The 16,208-nt window shown below is 72.8% G+C and carries 14 protein-coding genes; 8 read left to right on the top strand and 6 right to left on the bottom strand.

What is annotated here, in order from left to right; genetic code table 11:
• Nucleotides 1-171: 171 nt before the first annotated feature.
• The 4 genes from FEF34_RS36780 to rfbB all read left to right on the top strand — a co-directional run bounded on the left by FEF34_RS36780 (nucleotide 172) and on the right by rfbB (nucleotide 4,873).
• The gene (locus FEF34_RS36780; RefSeq protein ID WP_234043291.1) at nucleotides 172-1,431 is read left to right on the top strand and encodes a glycosyltransferase; all 1,260 of its coding nucleotides are present in this window, start codon (nucleotides 172-174) and stop codon (nucleotides 1,429-1,431) included.
• Complete coding sequence (locus FEF34_RS36775) at nucleotides 1,428-2,648, top strand: cytochrome P450 (RefSeq protein WP_234042813.1); 1,221 nt, start codon at nucleotides 1,428-1,430, stop codon at nucleotides 2,646-2,648. The genes FEF34_RS36780 and FEF34_RS36775 overlap by 4 nt, the downstream gene beginning before the upstream one ends.
• A 210-nt stretch (nucleotides 2,649-2,858) precedes the next feature.
• The gene (locus FEF34_RS36770; protein WP_138057023.1) at nucleotides 2,859-3,923 is read left to right on the top strand and encodes a glucose-1-phosphate thymidylyltransferase; all 1,065 of its coding nucleotides are present in this window, start codon (nucleotides 2,859-2,861) and stop codon (nucleotides 3,921-3,923) included.
• Nucleotides 3,920-4,873, top strand: coding sequence for a dTDP-glucose 4,6-dehydratase (gene rfbB / locus FEF34_RS36765; protein WP_138057022.1), 954 nt, complete (start codon nucleotides 3,920-3,922; stop codon nucleotides 4,871-4,873). Before FEF34_RS36770 ends, rfbB begins: the two co-directional genes overlap by 4 nt.
• Before the next feature lie 205 nt (nucleotides 4,874-5,078).
• Here the strand turns inward: rfbB and FEF34_RS36760 are convergent, their stop codons facing one another.
• Nucleotides 5,079-7,793: a LuxR C-terminal-related transcriptional regulator gene (locus tag FEF34_RS36760; RefSeq protein WP_234042804.1), complete on the bottom strand. Its 2,715-nt coding sequence runs from the start codon at nucleotides 7,791-7,793 to the stop codon at nucleotides 5,079-5,081.
• Between the two features lie 445 nt (nucleotides 7,794-8,238).
• Between FEF34_RS36760 and FEF34_RS36755 the strand changes: the two genes are divergently transcribed.
• A complete protein-coding gene (locus FEF34_RS36755) occupies nucleotides 8,239-8,784 on the top strand; it encodes a hypothetical protein (protein ID WP_138057020.1) in 546 nt (181 codons plus the stop codon).
• Between the two features lie 87 nt (nucleotides 8,785-8,871).
• Here FEF34_RS36755 and FEF34_RS36750 read toward each other — a convergent pair whose 3' ends face one another.
• Complete coding sequence (locus tag FEF34_RS36750; protein ID WP_138057948.1) at nucleotides 8,872-9,351, bottom strand: DUF6194 family protein; 480 nt, start codon at nucleotides 9,349-9,351, stop codon at nucleotides 8,872-8,874.
• Nucleotides 9,352-9,397: 46 nt separating this feature from the next.
• On the opposite strand from FEF34_RS36750, the gene FEF34_RS36745 reads away from it, so the two are divergent.
• The 3 genes from FEF34_RS36745 (at nucleotide 9,398) to FEF34_RS36735 (ending at nucleotide 12,792) form a co-directional block, all read left to right on the top strand.
• Nucleotides 9,398-10,168 (top strand): MerR family transcriptional regulator, encoded by a 771-nt coding sequence (locus tag FEF34_RS36745; RefSeq protein WP_138057019.1) that lies wholly within the window; start codon nucleotides 9,398-9,400, stop codon nucleotides 10,166-10,168.
• 345 nt (nucleotides 10,169-10,513) lie between these two features.
• Nucleotides 10,514-11,686 (top strand): tetratricopeptide repeat protein, encoded by a 1,173-nt coding sequence (locus FEF34_RS36740; protein WP_138057018.1) that lies wholly within the window; start codon nucleotides 10,514-10,516, stop codon nucleotides 11,684-11,686.
• A 59-nt stretch (nucleotides 11,687-11,745) separates the two neighbouring features.
• Nucleotides 11,746-12,792, top strand: a complete 1,047-nt coding sequence (locus FEF34_RS36735; protein WP_171053358.1) for a polyprenyl synthetase family protein — start codon at nucleotides 11,746-11,748, stop codon at nucleotides 12,790-12,792.
• Between the two features lie 217 nt (nucleotides 12,793-13,009).
• Here the strand turns inward: FEF34_RS36735 and FEF34_RS36730 are convergent, their stop codons facing one another.
• The 4 genes from FEF34_RS36730 to FEF34_RS36715 form a co-directional block, all read right to left on the bottom strand.
• Entirely contained in the window at nucleotides 13,010-13,660 is a 651-nt protein-coding gene (locus tag FEF34_RS36730) for a TOPRIM nucleotidyl transferase/hydrolase domain-containing protein (protein ID WP_138057017.1), read from the bottom strand.
• Between the two features lie 349 nt (nucleotides 13,661-14,009).
• The gene (locus tag FEF34_RS36725) at nucleotides 14,010-14,750 is read right to left on the bottom strand and encodes a lysophospholipid acyltransferase family protein (RefSeq protein ID WP_138057016.1); all 741 of its coding nucleotides are present in this window, start codon (nucleotides 14,748-14,750) and stop codon (nucleotides 14,010-14,012) included.
• A 300-nt stretch (nucleotides 14,751-15,050) separates the two neighbouring features.
• Nucleotides 15,051-15,572 (bottom strand): putative immunity protein, encoded by a 522-nt coding sequence (locus FEF34_RS36720; protein WP_138057015.1) that lies wholly within the window; start codon nucleotides 15,570-15,572, stop codon nucleotides 15,051-15,053.
• A gap of 160 nt (nucleotides 15,573-15,732) precedes the next feature.
• A complete protein-coding gene (locus tag FEF34_RS36715; RefSeq protein WP_138057014.1) occupies nucleotides 15,733-16,200 on the bottom strand; it encodes an ArsI/CadI family heavy metal resistance metalloenzyme in 468 nt (155 codons plus the stop codon).
• Nucleotides 16,201-16,208: the final 8 nt, after the last annotated feature.

Below are 16,208 nucleotides of genomic sequence, written 5' to 3'. Positions count from 1 at the left end.
CCGCCGCCGTCCAGGCCCCCGACAGGGTGATGCTGGCGTGCGTGGACGGTCGGCCCGGGCCCCCGAGGGTGCCCGGGTCACCGACGCAACCCGTGACACGAGACCCGTGAGGAGGCGACGTTGGCACGCGTGTTGATCGCTACCACACCGGCACAGGGGCACGTCGTGAGCATGCTCGAGGTCGCATGCGAACTGGCCCGGCGAGGCCACGAGGTGCGGTGGTACACCGGCCGGGCCTTCCAGCGGCAGGTGGAACAGGCCGGGGCGCACTTCGAACCCATGCACCCCGAGGTCGACTTCGGCGGCAGCAGCCGCGAGGAGGCCTACCCCGACCACGCCGGGCTGACCGGACTCGCGAACTTCAAGACCGGTGTCCGTGACATCTTCTACCGGACCGCACCCCGCCAGATGGACGACCTCCTGGCGATCCTCGAACGGTTCCCGGCCGACTGCGTCCTCGCCGACGACATGTGCTACGGCGCCTGTTTCGCGAGCGAGCGCAGCGGCATCCCGCTGGCGTGGCTGGCCAATTCGGTCTACATCCTCGGCAGCAGGGACACCGCCCCCCTCGGCCGGGGGCTGGGACCGAGCGCGTCGCCGCTCGGCCGGATACGCAACGCGCTGCTCCGCTTCGTCGCGGACCAGGTGGCGATGCGGGACCTCCGCCGGGAGGCCGACCGGGTCCGCGCCTCCGTGAACCTGCCGAGGCTGAACACCTCCGCCATGGAGAACATCGCCCGCCCGCCGGCGCTCTATCTGCTCGGCACCGTCCCGTCCTTCGAGTTCCCCCGCAGCGATCTGCTCCGGGGCACCCATTTCGTGGGCCCGCTCCTCGGGCTGCCCCCGGAGGACTTCGACCCGCCCGCCTGGTGGGATGACCTGCACGGCGGCCGGCCGGTGGTGCTGATCACCCAGGGCACCACCGCCAACGACGTCGAAGGGCTGCTCGTCCCGGCCGTACGCGCCCTGGCCGAACAGGACGTCCTCTTCGTGGTCACCACCGGGACCGACCTGGACGTCGACCGGCTCCGGCCGCTTCCGGACAACGTACGGCTGGAGCGGTTCATCCCCTACCACCATCTGCTGCCGCACGTGGACGTGATGGTGACCAACGGCGGCTACAACGGAGTCAACGCGGCCCTCGCCCAGGGCGTGCCCCTGGTCGTCGTACCGGGTTCGGAGGAGAAGCCCGACGTGGCCGCGCGGGTCGAGTGGGCCGGCGCCGGTGTCGTCCTCGAACGGCCCGTGTCGAGGGCGGACCTGCGCGACGCGGTGGCCACCGTGCTGAGCGACGGCGGCCACCGGCGGCGGGCACGCGCACTGGCCCGGGAACACCAGGCCTGCGACGCCCCGCGAAGGGCCGCCGATCTCATCGAGTCCATGGCCGATTCCCAGGGCCAGATCCCCACCGGAGGAGGTATCACACGGTGAACACCACGAGGACCGACCTGAAGGAAGCCCCCGAGACCAGCATGCCCGTGGACCCGGGTCCCTTCGACTGCATGCCGGAACTGCTGGCCGCAGCGCGCGTGGCGCCGGTCGTCCGCATCCCCTACCTCGGCGAGCACGCCTGGGTCGTCTGCGACCCCGAGCTGGTGCGGACCGCGCTCGCCCACCCCAGGATGGCCAAGGACATCACCCTGGTCCCCGACTTCATGCGCCGCCCCGGTCTGATGGTGGGATCGCAGCCGCCCCCGGAGTACGCCCGCGCCATGATCATGAGCGACGGCGCGGACCATGCCCGGATCCGGCGGGTGCACCAGCCGGTGCTGAGCCCGCGCAACACCGAGAAGTGGGGCGAACGGGTCGGCGTCAAGGTCGGCGGTTTCCTCACCGAGTTGGAGCAGTCGCGGGCCGGCGCGTCCGCCGAGGTCGATGTGGTCACGGACTACACCCACCGGGTCCCGCTGGCCTTCATCTCCGAGATGCTCGGCCTGCCCCTGGAAGCCGAGCGACGGCTGCGCAGCATCACCGACGTCATGCTCTACTCCTCCGACTACCCCGCACGCCGGGAGGCGGTCGGCGCACTGTTCGGGGCGGTCGAGGGCTGGGTGAAGGACCCGGCCCCGCTGCGGGAGGGGGTGATCACGGGTTTCCTGGCCGCGGCGGACGGGCCGGACGCGGTCACCGAGGGCGAGGTCGTCGTCTGGACCGTGGGCATGATCATCACCGGATACGAGACGACGGGGAGCCTGATCTCCGCCTCGCTGTACGAGGCGCTGCGCCGGCCACCGGAGGAGCGGCCGCAGTCCGAGGAGGGCATCAAGGGCTGGATCGAGGAGGCTCTCCGGGTCCACCCGCCGTTCCCGCACCCGACATGGCGTTTCCCCACCGAGGACATCGAACTCGGCGGCTACCTGATCCCGAAGGGCGCCCCGGTGCAGGTCAGTATCGCGGCGGCGAACCGGAAGCCCGGCGAGGGAGCCGACAGCTTCGAGGCGGCACGCGGCGGGCACGGCCACGTCAGCTTCGGCCTCGGCATGCACTACTGCATCGGCGCCTCGCTGGTCCGGCTGGAGGCACAGATCGCCGTGCGCGAGTTCCTGCGGCGCTTCCCGAGGGCGCGGCTGAGCAGCGAGGCCGCCGTCGTGTGGGAGTCGGAGTGGATGATCCGCCGGCTGAGCGCCCTGCCCGCCGTACTGAACTGACGACGAGATGCCCACCGGCGTTCCCCGCCTCTCGACGCCGGGAGGCGGAGGACGCCCGTACGGGGCGCCCGGAGACCCACCCGTGCCGACCGGCCCCGGAGGTGCGGGCGCCCAGCGTTCACCAGGACGGCTCGGGCATCCAGCCCTGCCATGGACAGTTGGGGAGATGATGACTCCTACCTTTGCGGCCGACGTACCGACGGGGTGCCGATGAAGGCGCTCGTGCTCGCCGGCGGCTCCGGTTCCCGGCTGCGGCCGATCACCCACACGTCGGCGAAACAGCTCGTGCCCGTCGCCAACAAGCCGGTCCTGTTCTACGGCCTGGAGTCGATCGCCCTGGCGGGCGTCCGCGAGGTCGGCATCGTCGTCGGCGACACGGCCGCCGAGATCGAGTCCGCGGTCGGCGACGGCTCACGGTTCGGTCTGGACGTCACCTACCTCCCTCAGGAGGCACCGCTGGGGCTCGCCCACGCCGTGGGGATCGCCCGGGACTACCTCGGCGACGACGACTTCGTGATGTACCTGGGCGACAACTTCATCGTCGGCGGCATCGGCGCACTCGTGGACCGCTTCCGGGTGAACCGTCCGGACGCCCAGATCCTGCTGACCCGGGTGTCGGACCCGCGTGCGTTCGGTGTGGTCGAACTCGACGGCAGCGGCCGGGTGATCGGTCTGGAGGAGAAGCCGGAGCACCCGAAGAGCGACCTCGCGCTGGTCGGCGTCTACATGTTCACCGCCCGCGTGCACGACGCGGTGTGCAGGCTCAAGCCGTCGTGGCGGGGCGAGTTGGAGATCACGGACGCGATCCAGGAGCTGATCGACTCGGGCTGCCGTGTGGAGTCGACGCTCGTCACCGGCTACTGGAAGGACACCGGCAACGTCGCCGACATGCTGGAGGTCAACCGTCTGGTCCTGGACGGCGTCGAGACCGACTGCTCCGGCGAGGTCGAGTCCAGCGAGCTCATCGGCCGGGTGGTGATCGAGAAGGGCGCGACCGTCACGGGATCGCGGATCGTCGGTCCCGCGGTCGTCGCGGCGGGTTCACGCATCCACAACTCCTACATCGGTCCGTTCACCTCCATCGACAGCGGCTGCTCCGTCGTCGACAGCGAAGTGGAGTACTCCATCGTGCTGCGCGGGGCGTCGATCGCCGGGGTGCGCCGCGTGGAGCGCTCGCTGATCGGACGCGAGGTCGAGGTGACGTCGACGCCCCGCGTCCTGCGGGCCCACCGCCTCGTCCTCGGCGACCACAGCAAGGTGCAGGTGGCGTCATGAGAATCCTCGTGACCGGCGGCGCCGGCTTCATCGGCTCCCACTTCGTACGGTCCTTCGCCGGCGAGGACGAGCTGACCGTCGTCGACAAGCTGACCTACGCCGGGAACCCGGCCAGCCTGGAGCCCGTGGAGGAGCGTTTCACGTTCGTGCACGGCGACATCTGCGACGCGGCGCTCCTGGCCGAGGTGGTGCCCGGCCACGACGCCGTCGTCAATTTCGCCGCCGAGTCGCACGTGGACCGTTCGATAGCCGGCGCCGAGGAGTTCGTCCGGAGCAACGTCCTCGGGGTGCAGACCCTCATGCAGGCCTGCCTCGACGCGGGCACCCCGAGAATCGTCCACGTCTCCACCGACGAGGTCTACGGCAGCATCGACAGCGGTTCCTGGGACGAGACCGCCCCGCTCAGCCCCAACTCCCCTTACGCCGCCTCCAAGGCCGGCGGCGATCTGATCGCGCTCGCCTACGCCCGCACCCACGGGCTGCCGGTCAGTATCACCCGCTGCGGCAACAACTACGGGCCGTACCAGTACCCGGAGAAGGTGATCCCGCTCTTCGTCACCAACCTCCTCGACGGCCTGACCGTCCCGCTCTACGGCGACGGCGCCAACGTACGCGACTGGATCCACGTGGCCGACCACTGCCGAGCCGTCCGGCTGGTCGCCGACCGCGGGCAACCCGGTGAGGTCTACCACGTCGCCGGCACCGCCGAGTTGACCAATCTGGAGCTCACGGTCCGGCTGCTCGACGCACTGGGCGCCGACCGGCGGCGCGTCGAGCGGGTCCCGGACCGCAAGGCCCACGACTTCCGCTACTCCTTGACCGACGCCAAGTTGCGGGCCCTCGGGCATGCCCCGCGCATCCCCTTCGACCAGGGCCTGGCCGAGACCGTCGAGTGGTACACGACCAACCGCGAGTGGTGGGAGCCGCTGAGGAAGCGCAGGGCGCCCTGAGGGGCGAAGGCCCGACGGCGGCACGGGGCTGCGCCGACAGGCGGCTCCTCCGCGGAAGCCCGTTCGGCTCGAGAGCGGTCGAGAGCGGTCGAGAGCGGAGGGAGCGAGCGCACACGACGGCGCCGCCGGGCCGTACGAGGGAGCCGCCGCTCGGCCACACAGCCCCTGCGCACCGGAATGCGATCGCCGAACCCGTCGCGGAGCGCTACGCCCTGAGACGGATCAGCGCCGTACGGGACCGAATCCCGAGCTTGCGGTAGATCTGCCGCAGATGGAACCCCACCGTGTGCGGGGAGATGAACAGATGACGGGCGGCCTGCTGGTTGGTGAGGCCGCCGGCCACCAGTTCCGCCACCTTGCGCTCGGTCTTGGTGAGGCTCTCCCAGCCGGAGACGGGCCGCTTGGCGTGCGTCCAGTGCCGGCGTCGTACACCGAGCCGGCGCAGGCGGGCCCGGACCCGGGCGGCGTCCCGCTCGCCGCCGAGCGCGCCGTAGGCGCTCATGGCCCGGTCCAGTTCGCTGATCGCGTTCTCGTGGTCCCCGCGGTCGAGCAGGAGAGCGGCGTGGTCCTCGGCTGCCGCGGCCTGTGCCCACGGGTTGCGGTGCAGCCGGCCGGCGCGGGCCAGGGCGTCGGCGTCGCCCTCGGCGAGCGCGCGAGCGTGCATGGCGGTGGCCAGCACCGAGGGGAGGCGACGGTTGCGTACCAGGAGGTGCTCCGTCGTGTCGATCACCATCCCGACGAGATCCGGTCGGTCCGCGGCGAGCATGGAGCGCACGCACCAGGCCGCGGCGGCCGGGTCCTCCAGGACGGCTTCGCGGAGCGCACCGGCCCGTGCACCGATCTCCGCGAGCACGTCCGCCGCCGCCAGGGGGTCGGCCTGAGCCTCGGCCAGTTGGGCGTTCAGCAGGAGACGCGCGGCCCACCAGGGGCTGGAGGCGTGCTGGGGGAAGTCCTTCTCCAGGGTCCTGATGTGGTCCTCGGCCTGGGTGAGCGACCCCCGGCGCAGCGCGACGGAGGCCAGGACCAGCCACGCCTGCGGTGCGAGCATCGGGACGTGGGAGCCGTCGGTGCCCACACCGGTCCTGGCCTCCCCCTCGGCCTCGTCCAGCCGGCCCTGGGCGAGATGCAGTTGGGCGCGGAGCACGGCCGGGACGGCGGCGGTCAGCGCTCCGGACTCCGGTGCGGACGTCGCGGCGGAACTCTGGATGACGGCCGCCGCCTGCTCGTACTCGTCGGTCCTGGTGAGGGCGAAGGCGAGGAACCAGCGCGGATCGAGGATCTGCGCCTCCTCCCCCGTGCGGTCGAGCGCGACCGCCTCACGCAGGGTGCTCACCGCCTCTCCCACCTCGCCGTCACGCCACTGGCCGAAGGCGTGGAAGGTCATCGCACCGACCAGTACGGCGCGGGTGTGGCGGTCGGGAGCGTCGAGGATCCTGTGTGCACGGTCCACCGCGGTACCGTCGCCGGTCAGATAGGAAGCGGCGAGGTGGGCGATCATGGCTTCGCGGTGCTGGCCGCCGCCGTGTCGCGCCGCCAGCGCGTCGCCCGCGGCACGGCGCGCCGACTGCACGTTCCCCAGTAGCAGCAGCGCGGTCGACATCGACGCCTGCAGCGCGGCCACGTCCTCCGCGAGTTCCGCCGGTAACGGGGGAGCCAGTGGCGCCGTGTCGTCGATCGCGGCCTTGGCCAGGGTGATCGCCCGCTCCAGGTGGCCCGCCCTGGTGCACGCCTCGACCGCGGTGCGCGCCAGACGTACGCGTTCGGCCCGCCCGGGCGGCAGCAGTTCCATGCAACGGGTCGCCAGCGACGCCGCGGTGGACGGATCGGCGATGAGCAACTTCCGTGCCCCTTCGGAGATGACGCGGATCTCGTCCGCGTTGCCGGGTTGGGCGACGTGGACCAGCTGGAGGGCGGCGCGTTCGACGCCGTCGGAACGCGGCAGCATCATCGCCGCCGCCTGTCGGCGCAACAGGGCGCACACCGGCGGCGGTACGGAGTCGAGCAGGACACGCCAGATCGGCTCTGTCCGGAAGGCGAGGTCGTGTTCACCGCAGACCAGCAGCCCCCGGTCGACCGCTTCGTCCACCGCCGCGAGCAGGCCGACGGGTGCTTCGCCGAGCAGGGCCGACAGATCCTCCGGCGCGAACGGTGATCCGAGCACCGCGGCCAGCCTGAGCGCCTTCAGGGTGGGCTCGGAGAGTGACCGGAGATTCTGCTGGATCAGCATGGAGAATCGTTTCGGCACCGGCGCGGGCACACCGCCCCCGACGAGGGGGCCGCCGATCGGGCCGAACCGTGGCCGGGAGGTGCCGTCGACCGCGCACAGGTCGTCGTCCGCGAGCCCGCGCAGGAGCTCGATCACGGCACGGGGTGTGTCGTTGACGCTCTCCGCCAGGGCGAGGAGCGCCGGGTCGGGGGCGGCCCCGGTGCAGTCGGCGACCAGGAGCGCCAGCGCCTCGCCCTCGATCGGCCCCAACTCCCGGACCCGTTCGACCGGAAGCACGGCCCGGAGCCTGCCGAGACAGTCCTTCAGCGGCTCGTGCGGCGCGTCACCCCGGTCCGTCGCGAAGGCGAGTACCCAGAGGATCGGGTGCCCCCTGAGGGCCACCATGACGTCGCACAACGTTGTCAGGGCGGGCGGGCTCGCCAGGTGCAGATCGTCGAGCACGACGGCGGTGCGGGCGCCACCGGCATGGCGAAGCCGGGTCCGTGCCGCCTCGATCGCGGCGTCGGAACCGGCCGGGACACCGCCCACGACCACGAAGCCGTCGGCGTCTGCGAGCCTGGCGGCTTCCGCGAGGAGGCGGGTCTTCCCCGCGCCGGGTGCCGCCGCCACCAGGAGGACCGTACCGCGCCCGCCGCGCGCCACTCGGCGCAGCTGAGCGCTGGTCTGGGCCAGCTGTTTTTCCCGACCGCGCACTTCTGCTCGGGAAATGGGATCCCTCGCGGAAGCCGGGCCAGAAATCACTTTCTCGCTTCTCTCCATTATCGACCACGAAGAGGCGTGCATTTTCCCCCTCATCGACCAACTTCGATCACGCAATTTCACATCCGATCATAAGGTGGCCCGGCAGGCAAGACCACCCATAGCGGCTCTTTACCGCGCCGACGCCGCCAGGAAATCACCCGGAAACCGCCCGGAAAGCCACTCGGCGAAAATGAGCAGCGAGTCGGCAGGCGCCGGCCCACAAGCCATCCTCCAGGGTCACCACCCCATGCACGCAAGGGATTCGCCCCCGGGCGCGCCGCGCGGGACCTGATCATTGCAGTGACCGTCTTGTTCGCAAAGCCGTTCACTCCCCCATGGAGTCCTACCGAAGACGCCTCGCAGTGACGACCGTTTTCCCGCCACTCATGGCCAATTTTTGAGCGCCAACCGACTGCGCACCTTCGTCGAACGGCACGAGGAATTGGCTCAATTCCGCTCGGTCGTCGAGGGCCCGGCGGACTCCTTCGCGGTGCTCTTCCTCACCGCGCCCGTTGGCATCGGCAAATCGACCCCGCTTCGGCGCTTCGCGGACGAGTACTACAGCCTCAGATCTTGGCACGGCCGCGACAGGAGCCGGCCGTGGGGACGACGCCCCAGCCGTACGCGGCCGTCGCGGCCGCCAGCGGTCGTCGACCGGTCATGGCCTGCGCGGGGAGCGCCCCGGCAGCGCTCCGGGTGCGCCCTCGCACGCCCCCGGAGCGCTGACCGCGACCCGGCCTCCGGACGACCCGAGAACCTCGCGGCCCGGGTCCTCGGCATCATCGCCGCCGGCGCGTCGGCGGCGATGATGATTCCCGTCGGCGATGGCGCCTACGCCCAAGGGCTGTCCCGCAGTCCCCGGGGCAGCCCTTACCCGGACATCGCCCAGCAGGCGGCGCGAGCGGAACTCGCCGAGGCCCGGTCCGCACCTTCCCCAGGCTGACGCGTCACGCCGTGGAGGGCACGGCCGCCGCGTGCTTCGGGCCGCCGCGCGCGGCGCCGTTGTGGCTCTCCGCGCCCTCGGGCCGTCTCAGTCGCCTCCCGGCGGCCTCCCTCCTGCGTGCCGCCGCTCGAATCGTGCCCGAGCTGCGTGGTGGGCTTCGTGGAGAAGCCGTATGACCGTGTTCCTCGTGCGCTCTCCGGGATTGACGACCGACACCCAGCCGAGCGCACCGTAGACCGGGTGCGGCATCACCTGGTCGGCTGCCGCGTGGTCGCGCTCCCGGCCGAGGCTGCGCGGGTCCTCCCCGGTCAGTTCACGAAAGGTCGCCCGGTCGACGTGGATGTTCACCCGCCATCGGTGCGGTGGGTCGAGAACGGAGGCGGAGTCGTCGGGCTGGTCCTTGGTGACCACGGTCGCGTACGGCTGCTGGTTCCGAGGGATCCGCCCGTCGGGTGCGTAGTAGAAGAAGGCGTCCCCCCACGCCGGCTCGGGAAAGTCGCTCCCCGGCTCCGGGACGAGGACGAAGGCGCCGTGGAAGCCCCGAACGACGGTGATGATCTGCTGCATACTCATGCTTCGAGCATCACCTTCAAGTGCTTGTGTGGGGTTGGCCATGGACGAGCAGCCGAGCGGCCGGCACCAGGGGCCGCTGCGCACCGCGGACGTCGCGAGACAGTCCGGCTACTCGCTGCAACAGGTACGCGACCTGGAGCGGCTGGGGGTCATCCCCCCGGCTGCCCGGTCGGACAACGGCTACCGCTCCTACACACCGGCCCATGTGCGAGCCCTTCGCGCGTACCGAGGGCTCGCGGCCGCCGTCGGACCCGTCGAGGCACGCCGGATACTGCCGGGGCTGTGGACCGCGACCGTCACGGAGGCGGCGGCGGCGGTCGGCGCACTGCATGTGCGGCTCGCGCGGGAACGGGAGGAGGCCTTGCGGGCCCAGGAAGCGCTCGATGCGGTACGGGCCGAGACCGGCACCGCGGGAATCGAGCGGGACGGCGACGCCATGACGATCACCGAACTCGCCGGAGCACTCGGTGTACGCCCCTCGACCCTGCGGTTCTGGGAGCAGGAAGGGCTGCTCGCGCCCGAGCGGGTGACGTCGCTGCGAGCACGTCGGTACGACCTTCCGGACATCGGGGCGGCCCGGATCGTCGCGGCCCTCCGCAGCGCCGGCTACGGCGTTCCCGCCGTGCGCGAGTTGCTCGGCACCCTGCACCGGCCCGCCGGCCTGGAGGAGACCCGGCGCGTTGTGCGGACGCGTCTCGACGGGATCGCCGCGCGGACCGTGGCGCTGCTCAGAGCGGGCTCCGACCTGGCAGCCGTCGTCACGACCGGGCGGGAACCGCCGCCGGACTCGGGACGGGTCGGCGTCGTGTGACCCAGGCGCCGGACCGGGGCGGCATGTCGGCAGCGCACCGGCAGCCACTCCGGACGGTCACCGCTGACAGGGCGCCGGCGGCGGGCCGGTCCTGAAAGACCCGCAGTTGGGCCCGACGACGCGCCCGCGGCGGTGCCGCCGGAACGTGTCGCTCGAGTACCCCGTCATGGGCGCGCCCGGACGATCACGGGTCCGCCGTACGTCTCGATGACGACCTCGACGCGTGCCCGTAGCACTTGAGTATGACCCGGCCCCCCCATCCAGGCCGATATCGCGGCTTCCGCGGAACCTCCGCTCTCCGTCGGCATCTTGATCACCGAGTCGACCGGAGAAGAGAGACAGTTGATGGCCAGTCAGGTGAATGGGACGCAGCGGGCGAAGGCTTCCGCTCCGGAATACCAAGGAGCTCTTGGGTCGTTGTCGGTCAACGCCTCCCTTCCGGAGGTGCTCGCCCGGGGCGCCGAGGAGCTGCGGGCGGCGGAGCGGGCCGGTGACCGGCAGGAGGTGGCGCGCTGCGGGCTGGCAGTCGCGGAGGCGAGCCGGAGGCTGGGGCGGATCGAGGAGGCCGACCGGGCGTGGAAGGCGAGTTACCGGGCGGCTCGTTCGGCCGGCCACGAGGGTGCGATGGCGTGGGCCCTGTGGAGCGGGGGCACGCTGGCCCGCCAGCGGGGTTCGTTCGCTCTGGCGTACCGGCTGCTGCGGCTGGCGGCCGAGATGGGCGAGCGGGGCGACGATGTCGTCGTACGGGGCTACTCGCTGGCGGGACTCGCCGAAACGGGGCGCATTCAGGGCGACTACGAGGCCGTGGGCCGGCTGCACGAGCAGTTGCTGGCCGAGGCCCGCCGCCGCGGTGAGGCCAGGCACACGGTGTGGGCGCTCGAGGGCATCGCGCAGATGCACCGCAACACCGGCGCCTACGACGAGGCGCTGGCGCTGTTCGAGGAGGCGGCGGACACGGCGCTGCGTGCGGAGGACCGGCGCGGGTGGGCGTGGGCTCTGCGGGGCATCGCGGATGTGGTGTCCGTGCGTGACGGTGATGTGGAGCGTGCCCTGTCGCTGCTCTCGCAGGCGGAGGAGGCCTGCCGGGACATGCGGTTGTCGAGCGCGCTCGCCTACAACCACAAGATGCGGGGCAACGTGCTGTACCGGGCGGGCCGGTATGCCGAGGCACGTGAACTGTACGAGCGGGCGCTCGAGCAGTTCCGCGAGATCGAGGAGCCGCGGGGGACGGCACTGTCGCGGCTGGGGCTGGTCAAGGCGCGCGCCCGGCTCGGCCGGGACGCGGCTCGGACCGCCGCCGAACTGGCTGAACTGCGCTCGGCCCTGGACCGCATCGGACTGCGGCACGCCCGGGAGATGGTCGAGAAGGCCGCGGCCGAGCTGGGTGTGGGGCCGATGCCGGACGGCCACGCGGCCGCCGGGGGCGGGGAGCGGGTGCTGCCCGCCGGCGGCGCGGAGGCGCTGCGGACCGCGGACGTCGAAGGGCTGCGGACGGCGGACGCGGAGGGGCTGCGGTGAGTTCCTCCCTCTCGCCGGTGTGCTCCCCTTCCGGACCGTCGGACATCGCTGCGGCAGGTGTGCCGCACGGCCGCGACTCCACGGTGGGCGGTGTTCTGCGTCGATGCCGGGAACTGGTGCGGCCCGCGCTGGTGGAGACGGTGGGGCGGCTGCATCCGTGGACCGCTGAGATGGCCGCGTACGCGCTGGGCTGGAGCGATGCGGCGGGGACACCGGATCCGGACGGCTCCGAGGGCAAGGGAGTGCGGCAGGCTCTGGCCGTGCTGGGGGCCGAGGCGGTCGGGGCGGACGGTGGTGCGGCCGTCGCGGGAGCGGTCGCCGTGGAGCTGGTGCACACGTTCTCCCTGCTGCACGACGACATCATGGACGGTGACGCGCTGCGGCGGCAGCGCCCGGCTGTGTGGAAGGCCTACGGGACGGGTCCGGCCGTCCTCGCCGGGGACGCGCTCCACGCCCTCGCCGTGCAGTGCCTGGCCGGGGCACCGGGTCCGTGGACGGGGGAGGCGGTCCGGCGGCTGTGCGGGACGCTCAACGCGCTGGTACGCGGCCAGGCGGAGGACCTGCGTTTCGAGCGGCAGCCGTGGAGCGGACCCGGTGCGGTGGGGATGGACCAGTACCGGTCGATGGCGGAGCACAAGACGGGGGCCCTGCTGGGCTGCGCGGTCGCGCTCGGCGCGGTGCTGGGCGGCGGGTCCGCCGCGACGGTGGCGGAGCTGGAGCGGGCCGGGCGGCATCTGGGTGTGGCCTTCCAGGCGGTGGACGACCTGCTGGGCATCTGGGGTGAGCCCGCGGTGACGGGGAAGCCCGTCCACGGCGACCTGCGGCAGCGCAAGAAGACCTTCCCGGTTCTCGCCGCGCTCGCCGGGGAGGGGCCGGCCGCAAGGGAGTTGGCGGCGCTGCTGGAGTCGCCGGAGCCGCCGGACCGCGCCACGGCGGCGCGTGCCGCCGTGCTCGTCGAGGAGGCCGGCGGACGGGCCGCGACCCGCGGCGAGGCCCGCCGGCATCTGGACGCCGCGCGCCGGGCGCTGCGGGGGCCGGCACTGGCGCCGGACGCGGCGGGGGAACTGGACTCGCTGTTCGTCTCCTTGCTGGACCGCAGCCGGTGAAGCGGGCGGTCGCGAGGGTGCCGACAGTCGCGGCCGCGCGGCCGATCTGCGGACGCGGGACATGTTCGGGTACGGGCGCGCGGCCTGCGGCAGCTTGTCGCCGGGGGCGCGGCGGAGTCCTGGACCGGTTCGTCGCCCTGGGAGCGCATCTTCGTGCCGGTCGGTACGGCCCCGTTCCCGGCTTCGTAGAGGATCACGCTGCGGGCCGGGAACGACCTCAGGGGATCGGGGACGGGGGCGCGGGTGACCGTCGGACGTGTGCCAGCAGTTCGTCGAGGGGCGCGGGTACGCGTTCGGGGTCGAGGGCCTCGGCCAGAACGCGGCCGTAGTGGATCTTGCGTCCCTTTTTCGTGCCGAAGAAGCGCCGCAGCTGCTGCCGTGTGGGGCGGCCCCGCTGTGCGGGCTGGCGCAGGAAGGTCTGCAGGGCGCGCAGGTCGCCCTCGGCCCGGACGAGTTCCTCCACCCGTGTCTCCCCCAGCGCGCGGACGAGTTCGTCCTCCAGGTCCGCCGTGCACACGAAGAACCCCTGTCGTGCTTCGCCGGCCCGCTCCCAGCCGCGCGCGTAGTGGCGACGCTCCCCCTCGTCGCACAGCCCGGCGAGGCGCAGCCGCAGACCGGGGGGCCCGAGGAGGGAGGCGAAGCGCCCGACGTTCATCGCGCCGCCCATCGACAGGACGCAGACCCCCTCGGCCGCAAGGTTCCGGCCGCGGCCTGCGGCGAGCGCGCCGACCGCAGCGACGTCGCTCGGCCCTTCGAGCAGGACGACGGCCCGGACGCGCAGTCGCGCGGCCAGGTCCCGCGCGGGGTCGCCGGGGCCGCCTGCCGCCCACGCGGTGACCGCTTCCCGGAACGCCCCCATGTCAGTCATGGGAGCAGTCTCCGCCGGTTCCGGCCGCCGCGGTAGCGAATTGCCGCGGGCGCGTCGATCGGCGGTGAGCGGTCGAGGCCGGGGCCCTCATCGGTCCTGCGGATTCCGGAACGGGGCACCGGACCGTCCGCCCGGGAGGTTCTCGCGGTGCGGTGACGGGGTCGCCCCGCCGTCTGGCACGTCCGGGCGAACGCTGCACGGCCGTCCTGGGGGTGAACGGCGCTCGGACTCCTGCGGGCGCCCTTGGTCCAAGGCTGTCGCGCCGCAGGCGCAGGCCGGCACGGCGTCCTCAGCACGTCCGTCAGGAAGCCGGGTCGCCGCCGGCGGAAGGGAGCAGCACAGTGCGGTGTCACCGCCTCCGCACGAGCTCGGGAAGTGCGACGCGCTCCTCCGGCGCCACGCCTCGTGCCGGGGCAGTGCCCGGCTTCAGCGGCCGGCGCGTGGCGGGCTCGCCGAGTCGGGCCGCCGCCGTCCGCCAGGCGGCCGTCACCACGCCGTGCGCCTCCGCCGTACGGGCGGACCGGTCACCGCTGAGACGCACCGGTGTCCCGACGTGGACGTGGAGGGCCGGGCGGCGCAGTGGAGCGGTGGCCAGCCCCGCGATCTGTTTGGCGGCGCTCCCCGAGGTGATCCGGCGGGCACCTGCCTGGCCCACGGGTACGACGGGCGCACCGGTGAGCCCGGCGAGCCGCGCCAAGCCGCTGCGGAAGGCGACGGGCGGGGCTTCGGCGGCGTCCGTACGGGGCGGGAGTCCGCCCTCGCCGTAGATGAGGACCAGCCGCCCCTCGGCCAGGGCCGCTGCGGCGAGGTCGAGGCATCGGGCGGCGCGCCGGTCGTTGCGGTGCACGGGGATGTGGCCTCCGCCGGCGAGCGCACGACCCAGCAGGGGGATGCGCCAGAGACCCGCGGTCGCCATGACGACGGGTTCGACGCCGAGGTGGTGCAGCGCGGCGAGGACGACGGCCGGGTCGGTGAGCGAGGTGTGGTTGGCGGCGACGATGCTGCCCGGTGCGAGGACGGTACCGGCGTCCGTGGTCACGGTGAGCCGTCCGACGGCCGGCACCAGGACCTTGGCGAGGCTGCTGAGCATGTGGGCTCCCGGTCTCGGCGATGGTGGTCCCCATCGTCGGGCGCGGGACGCCGGCGGGCATGAGCGCACGTACTCACCGTCACCGGTGCGGGATACCCAGACCGGCGGTGCCGGCACGCGCCCCCGGGGCGCGGTCGTCGAGCGGAACAGCCGGCATACGGGCGCGGTGCGCGGACCCAGCACCGCCACCGCGGGGCGGCGCCCCCGCCGGCCGACGCGGGCGGGACGGGTAACGAGATCGGGATTCGTGCGGCCACCACGAGGATTCCGGAACGATCGAGGCGGAGCGCACTTCGCCGGTCAGCTGCGCAGGGCCGCGTCGAGCCGGTGGTAAAGCGTGTCCAGGCGGCTGCGGCCCGGGCTGCGCGCCGGCATCCGCCGCAGGAGCGCCCGGACTTCCTCCGGGGCGTGCTCGATCGCCCACCGGAGCTCCTCGTCACCGACCCCGGGGTCGTCGCCCGACGCGAGCTCACGGGCCCGTGCCTGATGGACCGCAGGTCCAAGGGCGTGCTTCGACTGGTGAGGGGTGGCCAGGGGGTGGATGTAGGGGGTCGCCGCCGCGTAGCACGCGGCGCGGGCGGCGGCTGCGGCAGCCGGGTCGTCGACTGCGCGTGCGGCCGCGTGGGCGGCCCAGGCGAGGGAGCGCAGCCGCCCGGTCCGCTTCCCCTCGCGCACGAAGGCCCGGATGCCCTCGATCGCCTCGCGAGGTCGGAAGTCGCCGGGAGCCCGAGCCTCGAACAGCGGGAGCGCCCGCTCGACGCAGTCTGCGGCCCAGCGGCCGAGAAGCCGCCGGTCTTCGTCACTGATGGGCACTTCGTCCATCCGCACATTGTGCCCCGTTCGGGCGTTGTCCGTCGTTTGCCGGGCTCACCGGTGACGGAGCCGGCCGCCTCGTACGGATCGGGAGCCGCGAGGCCCAACCCGCCCCCCGAAGTGGCCCGTTCACCGCAGTGCGGCGCCGGGACACTCGGGTGACGTTGCCTCAGCTTCGATGTGCGGGGTTGCGCGGGGCGTGGGTGGGGTGTGTGCGGGAGGCTCCGGGACCGGTGCAGCAGGTGCTTCCCCGCTGTCTGGTCAGGGTGTCGGCGTCGGCCTTGACGACGTAGACCTCCCACGGCTCCCGGCCGGGGCCGTGGACCCAGACCTTGTCCTGGAGGGCGTAGCAGCAGGTGGTGTCGTTCTCCTCTTCGGTGGACAGCCCCGCTTCGGCGAGGCGGCCGGCGGCGGCGTGGACGGCGTCGGTGCTGTCCACCTCGACGCCGAGGTGGTCCATGCGGGTCGCCTCCTCCGGGCTCCCTTCGACGAGGACGAGCTTGAGCGGGGGATCGGTGATGGCGAAGTTGGCGTAGCCGTCGCGGAGTTTGGCGGGTTCGGTGGCGAAGAGCCTGGTGTAGAACGCGACCGAAGCGGCGAGGTCGGGGACACGGAGAGCAAGCTGTAGGCGGGACATGAAGGAGC

Origin of the sequence: Streptomyces marianii (assembly GCF_005795905.1) — a bacterium.
GTDB classification, from domain to species: domain Bacteria; phylum Actinomycetota; class Actinomycetes; order Streptomycetales; family Streptomycetaceae; genus Streptomyces; species Streptomyces marianii.
This window is presented reverse-complemented; position numbering and strand designations above follow the sequence as displayed.

Coding starts and splice junctions, on each gene's coding strand:
- FEF34_RS36750 (WP_138057948.1), bottom strand. CDS start 9,351: ATGCAGCAGATCATCACCGTCGTTCGGGGCTTCCACGGCGCCTTCGTC.
- FEF34_RS36725 (WP_138057016.1), bottom strand. CDS start 14,750: ATGCTCAGCAGCCTCGCCAAGGTCCTGGTGCCGGCCGTCGGACGGCTC.
- FEF34_RS36720 (WP_138057015.1), bottom strand. CDS start 15,572: ATGGACGAAGTGCCCATCAGTGACGAAGACCGGCGGCTTCTCGGCCGC.
- FEF34_RS36730 (WP_138057017.1), bottom strand. CDS start 13,660: ATGACTGACATGGGGGCGTTCCGGGAAGCGGTCACCGCGTGGGCGGCA.
- FEF34_RS36740 (WP_138057018.1), top strand. CDS start 10,514: ATGGCCAGTCAGGTGAATGGGACGCAGCGGGCGAAGGCTTCCGCTCCG.
- rfbB (WP_138057022.1), top strand. CDS start 3,920: ATGAGAATCCTCGTGACCGGCGGCGCCGGCTTCATCGGCTCCCACTTC.
- FEF34_RS36745 (WP_138057019.1), top strand. CDS start 9,398: ATGGACGAGCAGCCGAGCGGCCGGCACCAGGGGCCGCTGCGCACCGCG.
- FEF34_RS36715 (WP_138057014.1), bottom strand. CDS start 16,200: ATGTCCCGCCTACAGCTTGCTCTCCGTGTCCCCGACCTCGCCGCTTCG.
- FEF34_RS36770 (WP_138057023.1), top strand. CDS start 2,859: ATGAAGGCGCTCGTGCTCGCCGGCGGCTCCGGTTCCCGGCTGCGGCCG.
- FEF34_RS36780 (WP_234043291.1), top strand. CDS start 172: ATGCTCGAGGTCGCATGCGAACTGGCCCGGCGAGGCCACGAGGTGCGG.